The 22,888-nt window shown below is 25.5% G+C and carries 27 protein-coding genes; 13 read left to right on the forward strand and 14 right to left on the reverse strand.

Annotation, left to right across the window (positions count from 1 at the left end; genetic code table 4):
• Positions 1-170: 170 nt before the first annotated feature.
• Together holA and AAHJ00_RS03150 are read left to right on the forward strand one after the other, a co-directional pair.
• Positions 171-1,118 carry a DNA polymerase III subunit delta gene (gene holA, locus AAHJ00_RS03145; RefSeq protein WP_342224483.1) on the forward strand — a complete coding sequence of 316 codons (948 nt, stop codon included), beginning with the start codon at positions 171-173 and terminating at the stop codon, positions 1,116-1,118.
• A gap of 16 nt (positions 1,119-1,134) precedes the next feature.
• Complete coding sequence (locus AAHJ00_RS03150) at positions 1,135-2,478, forward strand: hypothetical protein (RefSeq protein ID WP_342224484.1); 1,344 nt, start codon at positions 1,135-1,137, stop codon at positions 2,476-2,478.
• 54 nt (positions 2,479-2,532) lie between these two features.
• Here AAHJ00_RS03150 and rpsT read toward each other — a convergent pair whose 3' ends face one another.
• A complete protein-coding gene (rpsT, locus tag AAHJ00_RS03155; protein WP_342224485.1) occupies positions 2,533-2,808 on the reverse strand; it encodes a 30S ribosomal protein S20 in 276 nt (91 codons plus the stop codon).
• A gap of 145 nt (positions 2,809-2,953) precedes the next feature.
• Between rpsT and AAHJ00_RS03160 the strand changes: the two genes are divergently transcribed.
• The 11 genes from AAHJ00_RS03160 to AAHJ00_RS03205 all read left to right on the forward strand — a co-directional run bounded on the left by AAHJ00_RS03160 (position 2,954) and on the right by AAHJ00_RS03205 (position 14,115).
• The gene (locus tag AAHJ00_RS03160) at positions 2,954-3,229 is read left to right on the forward strand and encodes a hypothetical protein (RefSeq protein WP_342224486.1); all 276 of its coding nucleotides are present in this window, start codon (positions 2,954-2,956) and stop codon (positions 3,227-3,229) included.
• A 21-nt stretch (positions 3,230-3,250) separates the two neighbouring features.
• Positions 3,251-3,886, forward strand: a complete 636-nt coding sequence (locus AAHJ00_RS03165; protein ID WP_342224487.1) for a hypothetical protein — start codon at positions 3,251-3,253, stop codon at positions 3,884-3,886.
• 37 nt (positions 3,887-3,923) lie between these two features.
• Entirely contained in the window at positions 3,924-5,714 is a 1,791-nt protein-coding gene (locus AAHJ00_RS03170) for a DUF2779 domain-containing protein (protein WP_342224488.1), read from the forward strand.
• The gene (gene fmt, locus AAHJ00_RS03175) at positions 5,708-6,646 is read left to right on the forward strand and encodes a methionyl-tRNA formyltransferase (RefSeq protein WP_342224489.1); all 939 of its coding nucleotides are present in this window, start codon (positions 5,708-5,710) and stop codon (positions 6,644-6,646) included. The genes AAHJ00_RS03170 and fmt overlap by 7 nt, the downstream gene beginning before the upstream one ends.
• A 20-nt stretch (positions 6,647-6,666) precedes the next feature.
• The gene (locus tag AAHJ00_RS03180; RefSeq protein ID WP_342224490.1) at positions 6,667-7,260 is read left to right on the forward strand and encodes a hypothetical protein; all 594 of its coding nucleotides are present in this window, start codon (positions 6,667-6,669) and stop codon (positions 7,258-7,260) included.
• Positions 7,247-9,064, forward strand: coding sequence for a translation elongation factor 4 (gene lepA / locus AAHJ00_RS03185; protein WP_425288865.1), 1,818 nt, complete (start codon positions 7,247-7,249; stop codon positions 9,062-9,064). The genes AAHJ00_RS03180 and lepA overlap by 14 nt, the downstream gene beginning before the upstream one ends.
• Before the next feature lie 79 nt (positions 9,065-9,143).
• Positions 9,144-10,811 (forward strand): arginine--tRNA ligase, encoded by a 1,668-nt coding sequence (gene argS, locus AAHJ00_RS03190; protein WP_342224492.1) that lies wholly within the window; start codon positions 9,144-9,146, stop codon positions 10,809-10,811.
• A gap of 358 nt (positions 10,812-11,169) precedes the next feature.
• Positions 11,170-11,271, forward strand: coding sequence for a hypothetical protein (locus tag AAHJ00_RS07905; protein WP_425288885.1), 102 nt, complete (start codon positions 11,170-11,172; stop codon positions 11,269-11,271).
• Between the two features lie 216 nt (positions 11,272-11,487).
• Positions 11,488-12,311 (forward strand): IS5 family transposase gene (locus AAHJ00_RS03195; RefSeq protein WP_342224493.1). Its coding sequence is split into 2 segments (ribosomal slippage): positions 11,488-11,884 and positions 11,884-12,311, totalling 825 coding nucleotides; the frame shifts between segments, so codons are not numbered across the junction.
• A gap of 417 nt (positions 12,312-12,728) precedes the next feature.
• A complete protein-coding gene (locus AAHJ00_RS03200) occupies positions 12,729-13,238 on the forward strand; it encodes a hypothetical protein (RefSeq protein WP_342224494.1) in 510 nt (169 codons plus the stop codon).
• A 53-nt stretch (positions 13,239-13,291) separates the two neighbouring features.
• Positions 13,292-14,115 (forward strand): IS5 family transposase gene (locus AAHJ00_RS03205; protein WP_342224495.1). Its coding sequence is split into 2 segments (ribosomal slippage): positions 13,292-13,688 and positions 13,688-14,115, totalling 825 coding nucleotides; the frame shifts between segments, so codons are not numbered across the junction.
• A gap of 163 nt (positions 14,116-14,278) precedes the next feature.
• On the opposite strand, the gene AAHJ00_RS03210 is transcribed toward AAHJ00_RS03205, so the two are convergent.
• The 13 genes from AAHJ00_RS03210 to AAHJ00_RS03270 all read right to left on the reverse strand — a co-directional run bounded on the left by AAHJ00_RS03210 (position 14,279) and on the right by AAHJ00_RS03270 (position 22,884).
• Positions 14,279-15,229, reverse strand: a complete 951-nt coding sequence (locus AAHJ00_RS03210; RefSeq protein WP_342224496.1) for an IS30 family transposase — start codon at positions 15,227-15,229, stop codon at positions 14,279-14,281.
• A 79-nt stretch (positions 15,230-15,308) separates the two neighbouring features.
• The gene (locus AAHJ00_RS03215; protein WP_342224497.1) at positions 15,309-16,547 is read right to left on the reverse strand and encodes a hypothetical protein; all 1,239 of its coding nucleotides are present in this window, start codon (positions 16,545-16,547) and stop codon (positions 15,309-15,311) included.
• A gap of 264 nt (positions 16,548-16,811) precedes the next feature.
• On the reverse strand, positions 16,812-17,204 hold the full coding sequence (locus AAHJ00_RS03220) for a hypothetical protein (protein WP_342224498.1): 393 nt from the start codon (positions 17,202-17,204) through the stop codon (positions 16,812-16,814).
• 21 nt (positions 17,205-17,225) lie between these two features.
• Positions 17,226-17,474 (reverse strand): hypothetical protein, encoded by a 249-nt coding sequence (locus tag AAHJ00_RS03225; RefSeq protein ID WP_215826579.1) that lies wholly within the window; start codon positions 17,472-17,474, stop codon positions 17,226-17,228.
• Between the two features lie 2 nt (positions 17,475-17,476).
• Positions 17,477-17,761, reverse strand: a complete 285-nt coding sequence (locus AAHJ00_RS03230) for a hypothetical protein (protein WP_338966793.1) — start codon at positions 17,759-17,761, stop codon at positions 17,477-17,479.
• Positions 17,762-17,767: 6 nt separating this feature from the next.
• Complete coding sequence (locus AAHJ00_RS03235; protein ID WP_342224499.1) at positions 17,768-18,751, reverse strand: hypothetical protein; 984 nt, start codon at positions 18,749-18,751, stop codon at positions 17,768-17,770.
• 24 nt (positions 18,752-18,775) lie between these two features.
• A complete protein-coding gene (locus AAHJ00_RS03240; RefSeq protein ID WP_338967559.1) occupies positions 18,776-19,018 on the reverse strand; it encodes a hypothetical protein in 243 nt (80 codons plus the stop codon).
• Positions 19,019-19,183: 165 nt separating this feature from the next.
• On the reverse strand, positions 19,184-19,414 hold the full coding sequence (locus tag AAHJ00_RS03245) for a hypothetical protein (protein ID WP_338966797.1): 231 nt from the start codon (positions 19,412-19,414) through the stop codon (positions 19,184-19,186).
• Positions 19,415-19,417: 3 nt separating this feature from the next.
• Positions 19,418-19,561 carry a hypothetical protein gene (locus AAHJ00_RS03250; RefSeq protein WP_342224500.1) on the reverse strand — a complete coding sequence of 48 codons (144 nt, stop codon included), beginning with the start codon at positions 19,559-19,561 and terminating at the stop codon, positions 19,418-19,420.
• A 17-nt stretch (positions 19,562-19,578) separates the two neighbouring features.
• Complete coding sequence (locus tag AAHJ00_RS03255) at positions 19,579-19,800, reverse strand: hypothetical protein (protein ID WP_342224501.1); 222 nt, start codon at positions 19,798-19,800, stop codon at positions 19,579-19,581.
• A gap of 2 nt (positions 19,801-19,802) precedes the next feature.
• Positions 19,803-20,129, reverse strand: coding sequence for a hypothetical protein (locus AAHJ00_RS03260; protein ID WP_342224502.1), 327 nt, complete (start codon positions 20,127-20,129; stop codon positions 19,803-19,805).
• A 520-nt stretch (positions 20,130-20,649) separates the two neighbouring features.
• On the reverse strand, positions 20,650-21,345 hold the full coding sequence (locus tag AAHJ00_RS03265) for a hypothetical protein (RefSeq protein ID WP_342224503.1): 696 nt from the start codon (positions 21,343-21,345) through the stop codon (positions 20,650-20,652).
• A gap of 45 nt (positions 21,346-21,390) precedes the next feature.
• A complete protein-coding gene (locus AAHJ00_RS03270) occupies positions 21,391-22,884 on the reverse strand; it encodes a VWA domain-containing protein (protein ID WP_342224504.1) in 1,494 nt (497 codons plus the stop codon).
• Positions 22,885-22,888 lie beyond the last annotated feature (4 nt).

Consider the following 22,888-nt stretch of genomic DNA (forward strand, 5'->3'; position numbering starts at 1 on the left):
AGACTTGGTACATAACCTTTAATTTTATCTACTATTTTGATAATATTATTTCCTAGGTGAAGTACAAATGTTAGATAAATACAAAGATAAAAATGAATTTTATAGTTTAGTAGGTTAAAATGTTATAGTTATGTACCAAGTCTATTATATAATTTTAAAAGGTGAATAAAATGTTTCTAATTTATGGTAATGATAAATTTCTTATTAATAAACAAATTAAAAAAGTAATTAATGTTATTAATAAGGATCAACAAATGAATATTTTAAAGTATAGTATGATAAATACTAATATTGATGAAATATTACAAATTATTTCAATGCCACCATTATTTAATAATAAACAAATTGTTATTATTGAAGATTGTTGGTTTTTAACTTCTTCTCGTGAGCATCAATTAAGTAATTTACAATTTAAAAATTTGCTTAAATATTGTGAAAATCCAGGACCATTTACTGAGATATTTTTTGTTGTTAACAGTTCTAATATTGATCAACGAAAAAAGATTATTAAAGTTATTGAAAAAACAGGTAAGGTTTTAGTTGTTAAAGAATTAAATGATAGTCAGTTAAAAATGTTTGTTCAAAATTATTTTGTTAAGCATAATACTAAAATTACTAATGAGGGTTTAAATTTATTATTAGAAAGATTACCTAATAGTTTGCAAATCATTGTTAATGAATTAAATAAACTTATTAATTATAGTAATTCATTAATATTGGAAGATGTTGATGTTTTGGTTAGTCGTTATTTAGATAGTAATATTTTTGATTTAGCTAATGCTTTTATTGTTCGTGATATTTCACAAATATGGCAGCGATACTATGATTTTAAAAATAGTAATCAAGATGTTTTGGCAATTATTGGTTTGTTGGCTAATCAACTAAGAACGATTCGTGATATTAAAATTTATCAACAAAGGAATTATGACTTTAATACTATTTGTCAAAAAATGACTATTAATCCTTTTCGGTTAAAAATTCTTTGAAAATATCTTTTAAAAATTGATGATCAACAAATTCATTATTTATTAGGTAGTTTAAGTAATTTAGATTATAATATAAAAAGAAGTCATGTGAATAAAAAAATTGGCTTTGAGATTTTTTTATTGCAATTGTAAGAGGGTGAGTTTATTAATGAATAATAGCAAAAATACTTATGAAAATATTGTTAATTTATTAGTTAATATTTTAAAAAGTTCTAAATTGAAACTTAAAGTGATTAAGGATGATGAATTTTATACTTATTTTTTACGATTAGTTAATAGTCTCTTATTTTTAGAACAAGAGCATCATGCTAATTATGAAGAAAAGCGCTATACGAGAAGTTTTGTGCAAGTATTAGCTGATTTAAGAGATGAAGAAATAAAAATTGTTAAAGATGATAATTTAACCTTAGAAACTATTGAGAATGATTATAATTTTTTACAAACTTATATTCTTAATATTTTTCAAGTACCAAAACAAGAATTGGTTACGCCAACAGTAATTTCTCTTGATATTGTTAAAGAATTATCAAATATTGATTTAAATTTACAAAAAGAATTATTAAATAATGACAATGTTTTAATAACTGGTCAGAATAATAATTCTGAACAAATTTCTAATAATAATTCTCAGATTTTAAAAGATGATAGTGGAAAAACAACTGAGGATAATTCGCAAAAAAAAGTTAATGAACAGTTAATTAATTTGCAAAATTTACAACTTAATTTGCAAGGTTTAAAATTGCCAACTCATCCGGCAAATAATCAAGGTTTTTATCCATATACTGGTAAACCTAAAGCAATGCCGTTTTTTAAAAGAGTTTTAAGTTATGTTTTTATGTTTTTGTTGGTTATTGTTATTGGTATTAATGTTTATGGTTTTATTGCTGAATTTAAATTAACTGATGTTATTTTAAAAGATAATTTAGCTGACCCAAAAAGTTTTGATTTTTGGCTAGCTTCTATTGCTTGAAATTTGTCAATGTGAAGTATAATTTTAGAAATTTTAACTTATGCAATGTTAACTTATTCTTTCTTTAAAAAACCGCAATTTTTAAGAGATAAGTATCGGATGCAACCAATGATGTTAATATTTGCTATTGTTGCTATTCTTTTTAATTCTATTTATGGCGTATTTGGATTTTTATCTTATAATTCGTTTGTTCAGTTTTTTAAAAATGCTTTTGATCAAGTTCATAATGTTGATAGTGTCTTGGAGGAAATTTGAAGTAGTTCAAGTTTTCAAGTTTATCGGATTTTAAAAATTGTGGTTGCTGGTATTGCTATCATTCCAATATTATTAATTTTTATTGTATTTTCAATTAATCCTCGTTTGGAGCGTGATAAATTAATGCAAGCGGATTTGGAATATCAAAAAGCATTACAGGCAACATTAAAAGGTGAATCGTATGTTATTGATGCTTCATTATTTGACCAAGATTTAATTTTAGAATCTGAAAAGCAAGATGAAAATAATAAAAAGCATGATTTATAGTTAACAATTTATAAAGTAACAAGAAAAAAAAGAGTGTTAACTAACACTCTTTTTTTATTTAGTTTCTTTAATATTAATATTATTAGCTTTAATAGTTAGTTTAGATTTTATTCGGGCAACTTTATTTTTGTGAAAAATATTTTTACTTTCTGCTCGGTCAAGCATTGAAATAGCGTGATTTAATGTTTGTTGCATATCAGTTTCATTACTGGTAATTGCGTTTTTAGCTTTTTTAATTGCTGTTCTTGTTGTTGATTTGATATGAACATTTCTTTGTCTTGCTTTTTCATTTGTTATTGCGCGTTTAATTTGTGATTTGATATTTGCCATCGTTGTCTCCTTAGTTTATTTTATTATTATAAAACCAAAAGTAATTATAGCAAATAATTGTTTTTTAGTAAACTAGTTACTTAAAAAAGTAGTAAAAAAGATGTATAATTACTTATGTACATTTAAAAAAGTGTAGGTAGAAAAAGTGAGTTATTATTTACAATCAAAATATCAATTTTCACATCATGTTATTCTTCGTATTAAACAACGATTAAATTTGAAGCATTTAAATGATATGGAATTAAAAATGCATTGTTTACAATTAATTAATGAGGCATTTTATGTTGTAGATATAAAAGATGATATTTATGTGCAAATTAATGATAGTGATTTATATTTTATTATTGATAAAAAATCTAATTTGATTAAAACAATAACGCCAATAAGTCAAGAACGTTTATTAAGTATTATTGAAATTTAATTATTAAGGAGGGAATGAATAATGTTTTTAGTAACAGGTGATTTACAAAATGGACAAACTACTTGGGTAATGTTAGGTTTAATTATTATTATTGTAGTTGTAATGATAGTTTCTTCAATACGAAAACGAAAACAAGATAAAATTGAAAAAGAAAAACGCCAAAAAGAAGTTAGAGATAAAATTAAGCAGTATTTAAGAATTAATGATAATATTGCGCATAAAAGAATTGAATATGATAAAGTAATTGCTAGAGCCGGTAAAGATTATAAATATCGTGATGTTTTTGATGTTGTTATCAAATTATATGATTCAAAATCAAATCAGTTATATGCTACTAAAGCTTTTGAAGTTGAAGGTTTAACAAAACAATTAAGTAAAAAAGAATATGAAACAACTTGAAAAGTTAATCATGAATTACAGTTAGAAGAGACTTTAATTCGTTTGCAAAAAGAACAAAAGAAAAGTTATTGAAAGATGACTAAGGCTGAGCGAGCACAAGTTAGATTAGAACGCAAGGAAGCAAAAATAATAGAAAAAGCAGAAATAAAAAAAATTAAACAAGAGAAAAAAATAAAAGCAACTAAAAAAGTTGTCCAAAATAAAAATGAAATTCTTATTAAGCGACAGCCTAATGAGAAGTTTGGTGCTAAAAAATAAATATTTTAATTAATTCACAATTTGAGGAAATGACAAAATGCTTCATAAAATATATAAAGAAGATTATAAAAATTATCGTGAATGTGCTAAATTGTCTTTTCTTTTACGAAAAGAAAATCATCAAAAGACAATTCAATGGAACGATAGGGAGTTAACTTATTTTTTTAGTTTGCCTGAATTTGGTGATGAAAGTCAAAAAGATGACTTGACGAATATTTCTGCTCCTAGTTTAGAATTATTAGCGGGCGATGATTATAGTTTTACTGATTTAGAGGTAATTGATAGTGAAACTATTCTTGATGGTTTAGAAGTAGGTTATCATGCTAAGCAATATTTTTTACGAAATTATCGTTGTTTTGATTTAGATACTTATGAAAAACATCTTGTGGCAAATAAAACGGTAGAAAAAATTCTTGATGCTAATCTTGAAGTATTGTTTGAACCACGATTTGAATATAATGACTGCGTTACCAAAGTTGATGTTTTAAAACGAAATGGTACTGGTTGAGATTTAATTGAAGTTAAGGCAACAACTAAGGTTCATCGCGAACATTTATATGATGTTCTTTATCAATATTATATTTTGACTAATTGTAATATTGAGATTAAAAATATTTATTTAATGCATTTAAATGGTTTTTATTTTCATCAAGGTGATTTAGAATATGATAATTTGTTTACTTTAGCAAGTAAATATAATTTAACAACTACTGGTTCAAAGCAAGAAAATATTATGGTTGGTGTAAAAAAAGATTTAGCGAAGCGAGATTTTAATCAAGATGTTCAGCGAATTAAAGATATTTTTCAAATGCCAGTAGATGAAACATTAGCGTGGTTAAAGACTAGTCAATGTCATAACCGGGGTAAATATAATTATTGTATTCATGTTTATGGTAAATTACCAAAAGAGCATACAATATTTAATCTTTATCGATTAGTAAAAACTAAAAAAGCAAGATTATATTATGAAGATAATTTTTTGTCACTTTATACATCTAATTTTTTTGATCTTAATTTAACAACTAATCAATATCGACAAATTAAAGTTGTCCAAAATTTAGAAGGTGTTGTTTCATTGTCAGAGCGAAGATATTTACAAAGTATATATAAGGAATATGTGTATCCGATTTATATGTATGATTTTGAAACTGTTAAAAGTGCCATTCCGAAATATGAAAATAGTGCACCATATGAGCAAATTCCATTTCAATATTCGGTTCATATTTTATTGGATAATAAGTTTAATGAAGAGAAACATAATATTAAACATTATAGTTATTTAGCTGATGGAGTGAAAGATCATCGCTTAATTTTAGTAGAAAAATTAATTAAGGATTTAACACAATATGGCATAGGCACTTATGTTGCATATAATAAGAGTTTTGAAAAGCAAGTTTTAAAAAAAATGGCATTATTATATCCAATTTATGAAGAAATATTAATGCAAATTTCTGATCGGACTGTTGATTTAATGGATTTCTTTAAAAATTTTGCAATTTATAAAGCAGAATTTAATGGTAGTTTTTCAATTAAGAAAACATTACCGGCTTTTAACCCGGAATTTTCTTATGATGATTTAGAAGTGCAAAAGGGAACCGATGCTTCAACTTTATTTCGTAAACGGTTATATAATGAATTACAAAAAGATAATAATCATTTGTTTTTCTTGAAATTAAATAATGCTTGAAAAACTATTAGTTTGCAACGATGACAAGACAATTATGTTAAAAATCTGTTACTATATTGTGAACGCGATACTTATGGGATGGTAGTTTTGTTTGCTAAAATTTCTGAATTGTTGCAAGAGCAGGGGTGAATTGAATGGTAACGAAAGTCATTTTTATGGGAACACCGATTTTTGCTAAAGAAGTATTATTAAAATTATTAACGATGAATTTTATTGAAATTGTTGCTGTTATTTGTCAACCCGATCGGAAGGTAGGGAGAAAGCAAGAAATGAGGATTGGTGCTGTTAAGCAAGTAGCATTAGCATCAAAAATGAAGATTTTTCAACCAGATAATATTAATGATATTGTTTTAGAACTAGATAATTTAAATGCTGATTTAATAATTACTTGTGCTTATGGTCAATTTTTGGGAACGAAGATTTTACAATTAGTGTCGAAAGGTTGCTTAAATATTCATGCTTCGTTGTTACCTAAATTACGAGGTGGAGCGCCAATTCATTGAGCGGTAATTAATGATGAAAAAGAAACTGGTATTAGTTTAATGAAAATGACATCGCAAATGGATGCGGGACCAGTATTTATTCAAGAGAAAATTAGTTTAGTAGCAAATGAAACGGCAAGTAGTTTGCATTGTCGTTTAATTTTGTTAGCAAATATGATGTTAGAAAAATATTTATTCTTAATAATTAGTGGTAAAATTACTCCAGAAATCCAAAATGAACGATTTGCATCGTTTGGTTTAAATATTAAACGAAATAATGAAAAGATTATTTGAAATGTTGATGCTAGAAAAGTAACTTGTCAAATTCGTGGTCTTTTTGAAATCCCCTTAGCTTATACGACTTATGAAAATAAGATTTATAAAATTCATCAGGCGATTGTATATGATATTAATAAACAGGAAGAACCAGCAGGAACAATTTTATCATTTCAACAAGATTGTATTGAAGTTCAAACGGGTAAAGGGAGTATTTTAATTCAAAGATTACAACCTGAGGGTAAAAAAGCAATATTGGTTGAAAATTTTTATCAAGGAAAACATCCTTTGAAAATAGGAACAAAATTTATTTAAGGAAAGGATTTGAAAGGAAAATGTATCGTTTTCGTTCATTAAAATATTTAGCAACAACAGGTGTGATAACAGGTCTTTTAATGTTTTGCGGTTATGCTTCTAGTTTTATTAAAATTGGTGTTGGTTATTTGCAATTAGCTGATATTATTGCTTTACCTTTAATTACATTTATTCCTGGACCAATGATTTTATTTGCTAATCCGATTGCGATGGCATTTGCTGATATTATGGGCGGATATTTTGTTTTTGTCCCTATTACGATTGTTGTTAGGATTTTAATGTTTGTTATTATTCGGATATTAGAACCATACTTTCATTTTATTATTAGTTATTTTTTTGCAGTTTTACCAGTTCTAATTATTTATCCACCATATACTTACTTTATTTCTAATTTTGATCATAGTTATGCGATTACGGCATTAATTAATGATGCTGTGCAAGCGATATCAACATATATTTTTTCCTTGTTTATTACTTGGTTTTTAATTAGAATTAATAGTGTCAGTTATGGTCATCTTTGAAGTGATAGTGATTTTGATTATTTACGAGAGGCAGCGTTGGAAAATAGTAATTTAGAACAAAGTAAGGAAATTAAAAATAATGACAACAAATAAAAATTTAATTCGTAATTTTAGTATTATTGCTCATATTGATCATGGTAAGTCTACTTTGGCGGATCGGCTTTTACAATTAACTGGTACGGTTAGTAAAAGAGAATTAAAAGAACAATTATTAGATTCAATGGATTTAGAGCGAGAAAGAGGAATTACTATTAAGTTAAATGCTGTACAGTTGCAGTATGTTGCTAAGGATCATCAACAATATTGTTTTAATTTAATTGATACTCCGGGACATGTAGATTTTACTTATGAAGTTTCTCGTAGTTTAGCGGCTTGTGAGGGAGCATTATTAGTCGTTGATGCTACGCAAGGGATTCAAGCACAGACATTAGCTAATGTTTATTTGGCGATTGATAATGATTTAACAATTATTCCTGTTATTAATAAGGTTGATTTGCCTAATGCGGACCCCAAAAGAATTAAACAACAAATTAGAGCATTGACAGGAATTGAGTATTCTCATATTCCGTTAATTTCTGCAAAGACCGGTTTAAATGTTGATGAAGTGTTGGAAACTATTGTTAAGAATATTCCTGCTCCAATAAAATCACAAGATGATGCTCCTTTGCAGGCATTGATTTTTGATTCTTATTATGATCAATATCGTGGCGTAATGATTTTCATTCGTGTTTTTCAAGGAACTGTTAAACCTAATGATAAGATTCGTTTTATGGCAACAAGGGGTGAATATGAAGTTATTAGTGTTGGTATTAAGACACCGTTGGAAGTTCAGCAGGATGCAATATTTGCTGGTCAGGTTGGTTGAGTAGCGGCGGCTATTAAGAATATTAAAGATGTTCAGGTAGGAGATACAATGACACATGCTGATTTTCCAACATTAGTGCCATTACCAGGTTATCGAAAAATTAATTCAATGGTTTATTGTGGATTATATCCGGTTGATAGTTCGCGGTATCGGTATGAAGATTTAAAAGATGCATTATCAAAATTGCAGTTATCAGATGCTGCTTTGATATATGAATCAGAAAATTCACAAGCATTAGGATTTGGGTTTCGTTGTGGGTTTTTAGGTTTATTACATATGGATGTTATTCAAGAACGACTTGAGAGGGAATATAATTTAGATTTAATTGCCACAGCACCAAGTGTTATTTATGAAGTTCATTTAACTGATCAGCAAATTATTACTGTGGATAATCCGAGTAAATTACCGGAAGTACAAAAAATCCGTACTATTAATGAGCCTTTTGTTAAAGTAACGATGATGACTCCTGAAACTTATTTAGGTGGTTTGATGGAATTATGTCAGCAAAAACGCGGTATTTATCAAAATCTTGTTTATGTTGATGATACAAGAAGGATTTTGACTTATGAAATGCCGTTAAATGAGATTATTTTTGATTTTTTTGATCGTTTAAAATCTGTGTCTAAAGGATATGCTTCATTAGATTATGAATTATTAGGCTATCGACCAAATAAATTAGTAAAGATGGATATTTTATTGAATGGTACAATTGTTGATGCTTTATCAATGATTGTACATAAAGATTTTGCTTATGCTCGCGGAAGAAATTTATGTGCTAAATTAAAGGATATTATTCCGCAACAAAACTTTGAGATTCCGGTACAAGCTTCCATTGGTAATAAAATCATTGCGCGAGAAACTATTAAGGCGTTAAGAAAAAATGTTACTGCTAAGTGTTATGGTGGCGATATTAATCGCAAGAAAAAGTTGTTAGAAAAACAAAAAAAGGGTAAAAAGCGGATGAAAGCTTTTGGAAATGTTGAATTACCACAAGAAGCTTTTATGGCAGTTTTATCTATTGATGATAAATAAGCATATTATTTGGTTATTTTAAATTATTAGGATTTTTATTGTTAGTAATAAATTATGAAGCGAAAAAGGAGAAATATTAATGTCACTAATTTTAAATCAAATTCAAAAAATAATTAAAGAGGCAGTAAATAATATTACTCCTTTTGTTGATGATATTGTTATTGAGAAAACTCGTAATATTGAATATGGTGATTATGCTACTAATATTGCGATGGTGTTAGCACCAATTTTAAAGCAAAAACCAGAAGTCATTGCTAAAAAGATTATTGCTGTTATTAAGGCAAATGATTTCTTTACTAAAATAGATTTTGTTTTTCCTGGGTTCATTAATTTAACAGTTAATCAAAATCAACTTAGTGTTGTTATCACCGAAATTTTAAAATTAAAAACTAAGTTTGGTAGTGGAGAATGTACTAATATTAAATATAATTTAGAAATTGTTTCTGCTAATCCAACAGGAATTTTACATATTGGTCATGCTCGTAATGGTGCCATTGGTGATGCGGTCGCAAGAATTTTAAAATTTGCAGGAAATATTGTTGAAACGGAATATTATCTTAATGATGCTGGTAATCAGATTAATGTGTTAGCAAATACAATTTTTTCGTATTATTTACAAAAATTAGGGGTTAATGTTGAATTACCAGAACAATCATATCAAGGTATTTATCAAGAAATATTAGCAACTAATTTTGTGAATAAATATCAAGATAAATTTATTGCTGTACGAATTGTTAATGATGTCATTAATGATGAACAAGTATTAGTAATATTTAAACAAGAGTCAATTGCTTTCTTTTTACAATTAATTAAAACGCAATTAAAGGAATTTCGAATTAATATTGATTATTGGTCGAGTGAGTTAGAAATGTATACAACAAAAGAAATTGATAAGTTAATAAAGGAGTTACAAACAACTAATAAAGTTTTTGAAAAAGATGGTGCTTTGTGATTAAAAACAACAGATTATGGTGATGATAAGGACCGAGTTCTTGTTAAACAAGATAAATCGTATGCTTATATTTTACCGGATTTAGCTTGTCATAATTTACGAATTAAAAGAGCAAAAGCTAATTATTTGGTTAATTTTTGAGGAGCAGATCATCATAGTTATTTAACACGAATGCAGGTGGGTTTACAAATTTTAGGTTATGATGCTAATATTTTAAAAATAGTTATTATTCAAATGGTACGATTAATTAAAGACGGTCAAGAATATAAAATGTCAAAAAGAAAAGGGACAGCCGTATGGTTAATTGATTTAGTTGCGGAATTAGGTATTGATGTTGTTCGTTATATGTTATGTTCAAAAGCATCTTCTAGTCATATGGATTTAGATTTGAGTCTTTTAACATCTCAAAGTAATAATAATCCGGTTTATTACTTTCAATATGCTACGGCGCGTTGCGCGAGTATTTTACGAAATGTGCCTCATAATATTGATTTAACAAAATCAATTGCTAGTTATCATTTATTAACACATCCCAAGGAGCGAGAATTAATTAAAGTATTGGATTATTTTAGTAAAGTAGTACAAAGTGCTGCTAAATCTTGTCAACCCAATATTATTTGTGATTATATTCAGGAATTATCACGGGGATTTCATTCATTCTATTCAGAATGTAAAATTTTGGATGAGACTAATATTACCTTATCAGAACAAAGATTGCATTTAATTATCGGCACACAGTATGTCTTTAAAAATGCTTTAAACTTAATTGCTGTTGATTTTAAGGATCAAATGTAAATTTTAAAAATTGTTCCTGAGAGTTTATAACATAATTTAACTAATAATTTTATAAATTAATATAATATGATAGCAATTTAAATAAATAGTTTAGAACTAGAATTAATCCCTCTAGTTTTTATTTTTAAAATAATTAAGATATTGAATGAAATTTTTAATCTTTAGACTTGGTACATAACCTTTAATTTTATCTACTATTTTGATAATATTATTTCCTAGGTGAAGTACAAATGTTAGATAAATACAAAGACGAAAATGAATTTTATAGTTTGATAGGTGCAAAATGTTATAGTTATGTACCAAGTCTATTCTTAATTTTAATAATAATATTTATGGTGTAAAAATTAAAATTTCCTTTTTAAAGTATTTACGAGATAATATTGCTGTTAAAAGTTTAGAACATTTAAAACAGTTAATTAGTGAAGATTACAGCGGGCGCGTAAAGTTTGGTCGCGTTTAGTTTTCTTAGGTATTGCTTTGAAGAAGTAAAACAATCAGCTAATTATATTATTTAATTACTAAACTAACCCTGCCTTTCTTGTTATTGTCCTTTTTATTCACTACCATTCTATCATATTATTGAATTTTTACACAATAGACTTCTTGCATTACTTATTTATTAAACAAAATTCCTATAAAATATATTTAAAATAGAAATTATAAGGAATTTAAGATTATGAAATTTGATAAATTTAATTTTATTAATGATAAAGAATTATTACGATTAACTGGAATAAAGCAAAGTACTTTTAATAAAATGTTAAATATTTTAAAAGAAGCTGAGTTAAAAAAGTTTAAAAGAGGTGGTAAAAATAATAAATTATCATTAGAAAATAGATTATTGATGACTTTATCATATTGACGAGAATATCGTACTTATTTTCATCTTGGTAAAAGTTTTGATATTAGTGAAGCTAGTTGTTATCGAAATATCAAGTGAATTGAAGATATTTTAATCAAACATCCTGATTTTCAACAACTTGCTGGTAAAAAAGCATTAATAAATGATTATTTTAATGATAAAACAATTATTATTGATGCTACAGAAACACCCATTCAACGCCCAAAAAAAGACAAAAACAATCTTATTCAGGAAAAAAGAAAAAACACACTATTAAAACACAAGTAATTATTGAAAAAGAAAGCAAAATAATTATTGCAACAAATTTTTCTCTCGGTAAAAAGCATGATTTTTGTTTATTTAAAGAATCAAAAATCCCAATTTTAAAAAATACTAAATTAATAGTTGATAATGGTTATCAAGGAATACAAAAAATTCATAGTAATGTTCTAATACCTAAGAAAAAAACAAAGAAAAACCCTTTAAATAAAGAACAAAAACATAATAATAAATTAATTTCAAAAATGAGAATTATTATTGAAAATATTTTTGTTATTCTTAAAAAATTTAAAATTATTACTGAAAAATATCGTAATCGTAGAAAACGATTTAGTTTAAGATTTAATTTAATTGCTTCAATTTATAATTTGCAATTATAGATAACATAAAATATTTATTTAAAATTAAATTTAAATAATAAAATAATTTTTTGTTGTGTCAAAATTTACACATTTAATAAAATCCATAAGTATTAACCTAATAAAAGTTAGAAATTACTATATAGTATTTTTTATTTACAAATAATTTGTAATTATTTTAATAAGTAATGCAAGAAGTCTATTGATATAAGAGAAATATCTGGTTATACCCCTAAGAATTTAGGTTTTAGTGAAAATTATTCTAAACTTGTTCCCGATGATAGGTCTAGAACAACTTGAGAAGTTATAAAAAAAGCTTTTAAAAATTTAATAAATTATGGAGAAAATCCTGCTGCAAATAGTGAAATAATTAAAATTACACTGGCTCGTGTTGCTTGAGCAACAGCAGAAAGTATGCGTTTTAATTCAGTAAGAAGTATGATTACAAATAGTGATACTACGTGATTTTCTTGAACTAGTAGTCCTGCTTCCACTTCTGCTTCCGCCCCCCCTCTTAAAGATTTGGTTGTTGGAACATGAGAACCAACTACTACTAGGGCTATAAATTATTTAACAGAAAATGGAAATTTAAATAATTTTTCAAACAATCAAGAACTAAACCCCAGTAGAATTTTAATATTTACACCAGGATTATTGGCTACTTTAAATTTAAATCCATGTAACAATAGAAATCCTAGAAGTTTAAATAGTAATTTAATGTGTTATAAAAATAGTTCAATGATTGATATTTCTTCTTTAGAATGAGAAATCGATGAGTTAGATCCATATTATGAATACCATGGTCCAGGAGATATGAATAATGATTATTTTAGAGTAAAGGGTAGATGGGGCCATGATTTAGTTGAATTTAAAATGTCATTAAAAACAGCTATTGCTTTTAAAAAATTTTTTTATAACAATAGACTTCTTGCATTACTTATTTATTAAACAAAATTCCTATAAAATATATTTAAAATAGAAATTATAAGGAATTTAAGATTATGAAATTTGATAAATTTAATTTTATTAATGATAAAGAATTATTACGATTAATTGGAATAAAGCAAAGTACTTTTAATAAAATGTTAAATATTTTAAAAGAAGCTGAGTTAAAAAAGTTTAAAAGAGGTGGTAAAAATAATAAATTATCATTAGAAAATAGATTATTGATGACTTTATCATATTGACGAGAATATCGTACTTATTTTCATCTTGGTAAAAGTTTTGATATTAGTGAAGCTAGTTGTTATCGAAATATCAAGTGAATTGAAGATATTTTAATCAAACATCCTGATTTTCAACAACTTGCTGGTAAAAAAGCATTAATAAATGATTATTTTAATGATAAAACAATTATTATTGATGCTACAGAAACACCCATTCAACGCCCAAAAAAAGACAAAAACAATCTTATTCAGGAAAAAAGAAAAAACACACTATTAAAACACAAGTAATTATTGAAAAAGAAAGCAAAATAATTATTGCAACAAATTTTTCTCTCGGTAAAAAGCATGATTTTTGTTTATTTAAAGAATCAAAAATCCCAATTTTAAAAAATACTAAATTAATAGTTGATAATGGTTATCAAGGAATACAAAAAATTCATAGTAATGTTCTAATACCTAAGAAAAAAACAAAGAAAAACCCTTTAAATAAAGAACAAAAACATAATAATAAATTAATTTCAAAAATGAGAATTATTATTGAAAATATTTTTGCTATTCTTAAAAAATTTAATATTATTACTGAAAAATATCGTAATCGTAGAAAACGATTTAGTTTAAGATTTAATTTAATTGCTTCAATTTATAATTTGCAATTATAGATAACATAAAATATTTATTTAAAATTAAATTTAAATAATAAAATAATTTTTTGTTGTGTCAAAATTTACACATTTAATAAAATCCATAAGTATTAACCTAATAAAAGTTAGAAATTACTATATAGTATTTTTTATTTACGCCAAATTGTAAAGTTAAGTGCAACTAAATTATTTTTCTAACCAAATATTCGATTGGTGAAAGATAATTTAGTATTTTTCTTGGTCTTTGGTTTAAAGACAATATAAATTTATGAACTGCATTTTTAGTAGTATTTGAAAAATTAAATTTTTTAGGAAATTTTTCTCTAATTAAACCATTAGTATTTTCATTAGTACCTCTTTGTCAAGGCGAATACGCATTAGCAAAATAAATTTTCACATTTAAATTTTTTTCAAGTTGTTGTCAATTAGAAAATTCTTTACCCCTATCAAATGTTATAGTCTTAACAAGATTATTTGGAAGAATTGATAAATAATGGCTAATGTTTTCGTTAACAACTTTAGTAGTTCTATTTTCAACTAACATTGCTAAAGTAAATCTTGATGTTCTTTCAACTAAAGTTATTAAACATGATTTACTTTTACCTCGTGATGATACTACAGTATCACCTTCTCAATGACCAACAGTTATACGATTATTAACATTAATATTTCGTTCTTTAATTGATTTACCATTAAATTTACCGCGATTTTCTTGAGATTTTCGTTTCTTACCTTTTTTTCTTAAATTTTTATTAGTAACTTTTTCAAGTAATCCAGAATAAATTCAATTGTAAATTGTTTTAAAACTAATAATTCATTCTTTATGAAAATTTTTAATTCTGCCATAAATTTGTTCAGGCGATCAACCTAATAGTAATTTTTGTTGTACATATTTTACTAATTCTCTATTTTTAAACTTATGAAAATAAACATGTGATTGTTTTCTGTTTTCTGCTTTATTTTGTGCAATTAATGAAAAATAATGATTACTATCTTTATTTCTATTGACTTCTCGAATAATAGTACTAATACTTCGATTAAGATTTTTAGCTATTTCACTAATTTTTACTTTAAACTTCAATTGATTCTCAATATAAATTCTTTCATATATGCCAAGATGTTTGTAACCCATATAAAAACTCCTTGCTTTGTTTTTTCTAAAATAAACTTAGCATCATGAAATTTTTATATGAGATTTTTTGCAATTTTATTTACTTGCACTTACAAGTATAATTCAGCATTAATGAACGGTAAAAGAAACCGATTTGAATAAAGTAATTTTTGTTGTAATTATCTACACCCTTAAAATCAATTTCGGTGTAAGTTTTTTCGTCCATATCAAAAGTAGCATAAAATAAACTGGAAAAGAAATTACCAAGGATTTCATAGATTTCGTCAAAAACATTTTTGTAATCGCTGTTGTTAATACTAGGAATGTTATTTTTAAAATATAGGTAAATATCATTTCGTAAATCTGGGTCATAACGTAGAAAACTAAATCTAACATTAAGGTAATTTAAAGTACCAAAAAGATACTTAATTAGGCAATAATCGTTAGCGTTTGCAGTATCATATTTTCAGATTTCCTTTTCACCGTGTAGCAATTGTAAATACTTATTTCCGGCAATTATAGTTTTGTTAAATGCCTGAATTTTCAAAACATTCTCATTTACTACATTTTTATTACTAGAAGTCTTGTGATAAAAATAACTCTCGTCTTTAAAACCATGATTTTTAATGGTGAATTCTTTATAGTAACCTTTTTCTAAAGTGTCAATGAAATTAAATATTGGTGTTCAATAGAGATAAGAGTAATTAAATTTATCAAAATCACCACGGTGAATCATTAAATAGTCAAGATTATCAATAACATCACTATAGTTATGGTTGCCGTCAAATTTGGTGGTTGTTTCTGGCAAATCAATGTCCGTACTTGGTTTAGTTTCTAATTTTGCTAAAAATTTTTTAATATGAAATTTGTTTGAACCGGGATAACTATATTCTTGTATTGTTATTTTTACATCTTTAATTTTTTTAGCAGTATAAAAATATTCAATATTTGTTTTTTGAAAATTTTTATCAAAAAATTCTCTTTCTTCTGGGGTGCTGTTTTCTTTTTTATAATTATAAATTTCTTTAATTTCTTTAAATACTGGTTCATTGGTAAAGACAGCAAACCCTCTAGTATTTTCTCCATAATTTTTTATTTCTAAAGGTAATTGCTCTTTTACTGAGTCAATATTAATATATACTGGGTCACTACCTTTTTTATACAATGATTGTAAATAACTGTTATTTATTTCTGAAAATTTTAAGTCATATGTTTTATATTGAGTTTTTCTTTTATTTCTAACTAATTGCACTGCCGTTTTCTCCTTGTTAATGTTTGGTGGAATAGTAAAAATGTTATTGAAATTAATAGTTAGCACGGTAAATATTTTCATAAACATTTTTATCACTCCTTTTTAAAATATTTTATTTTTCATTATTCTTTTAGCTTTAATTTTTTAATAAGTCACTCAATGATACAGTTCATAATTACCGCTATTGTAATGCATATATCTAAATATCCTAGTATCATAAGTGAAATTAATGCTTCAAATTTTTCATATAATAATTTCAAATCATTAATTCCCAATTTTAAAAATGGAATGAAAAAGATAATAATCATAAAAATGTAAGGCAAAATTCTCCATCAATATTTTTTAAAAGAATTAATTAGTTTGTTTGATTTCATTTTTCAAGGCTTTTTTTGCTTTAATTTTTTGAATAGTAAAGCGGATTAATTTTTCAAATTTAATTGCAAAATATATTGCTCCGCCTCATCAAAAAACAAATATTCCGGCGAGCATAATAACACTATTGAACTTACCAAAAAAATCAACCATTTCTTTATTCATAAAATCATTAAATTCGTCACTTGTTCCAGTTATTCATTTAGTATCTATTACTGTTAATGCACAAATTAATAAACTTATAAAGATGAAAATGATACTTAATACTATTTTTAACCACCGCTTTTTAAAAGAATTTTTAATTCTTAATTTTAATGGCATTTTTTCTTTTGAATTATCTTTTTTAAATAATTTTCCTAAAAGTTTCTTCATTTTAATTTTCCTTTCATATTTTTATCGTCCTTTAATCACAATAAATAAAGCAATAAGTACACAAGTGACACCAAGAATGGTAAAAATTGGGTGTTGCGAAAATGTCCGAGCCATTGGTTTAAATAGTTCTAAAATTGTTAAATTGCTAGTAATAAACTTTTGGAAATTGGCAAGTCCCTCGCTAATATAGTTCGTTAAAGTTTCAAAATGACTACCAGCCAACAATCCAAGAACAGTTATTAAGATAAAAATAATAATTAGTTTAAACATTTTTAGTTACCTTGTTTTGTTTTTATTGGTTTTATTTGTTTTTTAGCTTTTCCTCATGCACTTAAACGCCCCTTATTTTTAACAGCATATTGGCGTTGTTTTTCTAAATTAATTTGTTGACTGCCAAATCCAAGAATGATTGCCATAAGAAACTCTACAGCCAGTGTTAAGAATAAAGGAAATATCAGTTGAATATTCGTTCCCGGCACTTCTAAACTTCAAATTAAGTCAAAAACTTTATAAAGCATTTGAGCGAGAAAGTCGGCCATTTTTGCGAGATTTTCCATTTTTTATTATTCCTTTTCTTTCATTTTTCTTAAAAATTTGCTGAATTTATCCATTTTTAAGTATTCTAAGTCTTCTAAATCAATTGCTGTGTCATTATAGTATTTATCTTCATAGTCAGGATTTACTTTTGAATTTAAGTAATCTCTTAAAAACGCTAGGTAAAAAGAATTGTAAGTGTTTAATATTGGTAGAGGAATTTTTAGTTTAAAAAAATAAATATCAAGTTCAGAAATATCACGGTATTTAATGCGACGACCCTTTTTACTATTTTTAGCATCAATTAAAGTGTTTCGTCAGCGTTCATATTCTTCAATACTAGTAAAGGTGCCATAGATGACTTTTAAGTAGGGGCGAAAAATATTAACGGGTTTTTTACGAATGCCCACAATCACATTATTGGCAATATCACGAACTTTAACTCAAATATGTTTATCTCTTTGACCGCTAGCTAGCACAATATGACCGAAATGGCGTGCCAGAGCGAAATATTCTTGAATACCGGTTTCTTCGTTTTTGGTATTATTTTTTTCTCAATCAGTTCCTTCTAAAAATAAGTTGGTTTCATCTCATAAAAGTAAGGTTTTGTCTGGCAATACCGGATAATCAAAATCTAATAATCCCATATGTCCTAAACTTAATTTTTGGGTTTCTAGTAATGGAAATGTTGATGCGATATGATATTTCTTCTTTTTTAATAATTTTGATGCGTATACTAGAAAGGCGGTTTTTCCAGTTCCTAATGAACCAATAACAATATTTAATGGTGAATTTTTTAAGAAATTAATAACTTTGTTAATTTGTGTTAAATTACTGATTTTAAAAATAAAAATTAAAATACAACCTGCTAAAAATAAATAACTTACAATGTTTTTAAAATAACCGTTGTAAATATATCAAATTGCTCCTCAATGTCATAAAATTAAAAATGAGGTGCGATTCAATTCAATAAAATGGTTATTTTTTTCTATTATTCATTTGCAAAATTTCATCTTGCACCTCACTTTATTTTTTTGTTAGCGTACAGCTCCAAGTAATTTTTCAAACATTTTAAAGCAAATAAAGAATATTGCCAAAATAAATGGAAAAATGAATATTCAGTAATCAGCAAAGAAATTACCGACTTGTGGCATATTAACAGCAATAATTTCCCACATTTTAGTAAACGCTGTTATAATCGCATTTCATAATTTAGTCATCGCGTCACTAGCTGTTATCTTTGTTACTGCTGGTGCTTCTGTTAAGAAAGTTCCAATCATATAATCACCCCCTTTCTTTTTAAAACATTCATCATTTATATTCAAAGTTTTTCTTAAATTTATTAAAACCACGATTAACCTTAACACGACTGTATTTTTTACTAATTAATTTTGAATTTCTTTGTGAATGCATTACAATGTAACTTCTTGACATTACTTTTGTTTCTATCTAAATACTGATATGGTTTTTCAAAGTAGCATTAGAATAAATCACACCATAATCGCTGTTAAGAATCAAAAAGCAATGTTTGCCATTAAAAGTCAAAGTGTTTCTTGGGTTAAATCAATTTCTTTACCACCACTAATATGAGCCGGAATATTTGTAATTTGGATAAACAAATCTCAGAAAGTTTGTTTAATTTGTTCTCAATTAAATTCTTTTAAATTTACTGTCATTTTTTATCTCCCAAAAATCATTTTTATTGGTAAATACATAATTGAAATTAATGCGAAAAGAAAAGTAATGATAATAATTAATCCGGCAATAAATGCAACTTGTGCAGGCATTTTTTCTATCGGAACAAACAGTTCTAAAAATTCCATAATAATTTTTCAAAACATTATTTTTTATTCTCATTATTTTCTTTTGAATTAGGAGCTTTAACTCATTCTTCAAAGCGAGCAATAAATACTTTTTCGTCTTTTGTGAAATTACCAGTATTATTTTTAATGGCATTTTTAAATTTAATTCGCATTTTTATTTTGGCATAAATTTTATAAGCAAAATACGCCAATAGCATTATGCAAGTGATAATAAATATTAATCCAATCGCAATATTCATTTTTAAACTCCTTTAAAATAGTTATAATTTATATCTTTTTTATTGTTTTCTTTTTCGGCAATTAAGAAGCCTAATAATTCTTGGCCTTTAATTAACTTGGTTTCTTGCTCTTGTTGATTAATTGAAATTACTTGATATTTACTATCTTTTATTATTCCAATGCAAATTGAATTTTCGTATTTTCCTTTATAAACAAATCGCTTTGGAAACCAAATACCGATTTGTTCATTAAATCACGGAATTTTTGGTGCTTTAATAAGCATTGCGTTTTGTGTTTCTTTTAAAAGATATTTTTTAGTATTTAAGAAAATGTTTTCAATGTTTTTCATAGTAAATTACCTTTCTTATTTGTTATAAACTAAGTTATATTAACTAAGTTAGTTAACTTAGTTTTTTAAACACTTATATATCGCAGATTTAAGTGTTTAACAAGCTTTGTTATTTAATTTTGTTTTTTAATTAGATAAAGATTTTAATAATTTTAAACTTAGCATACCCCTATATAGAAATTTCTACACTTTAACATCCGCATCCTACCCTTGGAACTAATTTAATAGCGTGTATATTTTTAGGAAATCCACCCATTCATTTTTTTATTGCAAAACGAAACAAATTGCTATAGCTAATAGGATGTTATCTATTAACTGGTAAACTTCTTTTGGTTATGGCGACCACCCACAATTTATCGTGCTTTAATACATACCAACATTATTAATTCACTTGTATTTAATTTTCAAAGAACAAACTTTTAACACCTTATAAAATAAAAAGACAATCATTACTGACTGTCTTAATACTTATTCAAATCTTTTCCTACCTAACAAAACTTTATGCGTCCTTTACATATATTTATTCCTTAACTTCATCTTCATAATATTCTTTATTATAAGAAGAACTCTTAATTTGCTTTAATTTTAAATTCTGATGAATAATATTACTATTTATATGAGCACAATCTAATTTCTTTTTTAATTTTTGTAAACGAATTTTTAATTCATCAATTGCAATTAATAATTGTTCTTCTTGACTAATATAATTTTCTTTATTTAAAGAATATTTAATACGATTAAAATGTTGTTGTTTATTTTGTAAAAATTCTAAAAATCATTCATAATATTCATAAGTAATACCAATTACAAAAGGAATAAAACCAAGAAAAACCATTCAAGCATTCATAATTTTTAATCCCTCATTAGCAACGCTAATAATAGTAATAACACAAATTATTAAACTAACACAAATTAGTAATATTAATGATGCTAATCGTCAATAGCGATGATTATTTTTCAATCAATAAACAAAAGGAATAATTGCTAAAGAAAATAAAAATCCTCATAACAAAAAAGTCATTAAAGCAACAATTGATGATGAAGTTAATGGGGAAAGACCTAAAATATATGAAAGATTAATTTTTAATAATTGTTTACTATTAGAATTGCCAACAATTAAAACGCACAATGGTAAAGAAAATAATAATAATATACACCCACAAAAAGTTAAACTAAATGTTTTTTTAAAAAGCATTGCTTTAAATTTTATTCACATTAATGAATTCCTCTTTTTTCTAAAAGATTATATCTTAAATATTTTTTATTCACTACTTTTACTCCTAGTTTTAATTTCTAAATCTACAATAATATCATTTTTAGTAAAAGGATTTTGTGGATCATAAATTCAATTATTATCAAAAAATCTTGTTACCTGCTCATTTCCATTATTACCAATAGTTATTGAATGAAAACGATTACGATTATTATGAAGTTCTTGAATTTGATTAACTAGTTTTGATGATAAATCAATTGTTAAAAAATCACTAATAATTAATACATCAGCATTTTGATATTTTTTATAATTCATAACATTAATAGTCTGAATAATAGCAGGGGTTATATTAGTATTACTATGAAATGAATGTGATAAAAATTTAACTAAAGTTTTTAATGATGATTTAACTGTCGTTAAATCAAATACTTCTAACGAATCAGAAAAATTAATCATATAACAATCTCGTCTTTGTTTTAAAGCAAGTTTAACAATTGCTAAACTTAATGCTTTAGCAATATATTCAGGCTCACCACGCATTGAAGCCGAAGTATCAATACACAAAATAAATGGTCCATCAGTTTGTGGAAGCGGATGATGACTTTTTTCTTTTGTTATTGTTTTAACAGAAACTACATCATTAGAAATAAATTCAAATGTTGATAATTTTTTTTCAAGAAATTTCTTATAAAAAATTGGTTGTAAATTAGGAATATTTAAATGAACTAGTTCCATTGGTAATAAATGTTCTAAATCAGCACTTTCAGTAATGCCAATAATTTCTTCTGGTCATTTACTAGCAGGATGAATTTCATATTCAATATTAATCTTTTCAGTAATTACCGCTTCTAACTTATCAGATTGTCCTTTTAATCGCCCTAATAATTTAGTGATTGTCATAATTGCCGAATCAGATTGCAAAAAATTTGCCAATTTTTGTAATTGTGTTAAATCTAATTTTTCAAGTTCTTTAATATTCCCATCTCAAAAACGACCAAAAAAATTTCAAATAAATCCATATAAACGACGAAATTTTTTAACAACTTCAATGCGGTCATACATTTCGCGTAAATATTTTTTTCTTAATTCATTAATTGATGCTAATTTAAAATCAATAACTCGTTTTATTAATAATTGTTCTCAATTATTAATAAAATTTTGAAAAGTAAGTTGTAAGTCTTTCGTTTTATCACTCAAAAGACAATGATAGTAATTTATTTTCATTACAAATGGTGATAACACCTTTTCTAAAGTAAAATATACTTTTTCATAATTATCTTTTAAACCTTTAATGCCATTTTCACGAATTCAATAATATAAATAAATTTCTTGTTTAATGTTAACCGATAACGATTGAGAAATAATTTTTTGTTCAATTTGACTTTCATAAAAATGATTAATCTCATCATCAAATGCTGTTGCCAATCATTTAAAATTAGTTTTAAAAGTTTGAAATGATGCTATATTTTTATCAACTTCTTTTAATCGTAAAATTTGCTTTTTTAATTCTAAATCAATAGAATTTTCTAAAAACTTTATCATTTAT

It is taken from the genome of Spiroplasma endosymbiont of Asaphidion curtum, assembly GCF_964031085.1.
Taxonomy (GTDB): domain Bacteria; phylum Bacillota_I; class Bacilli_A; order Mycoplasmatales; family Nriv7; genus Nriv7.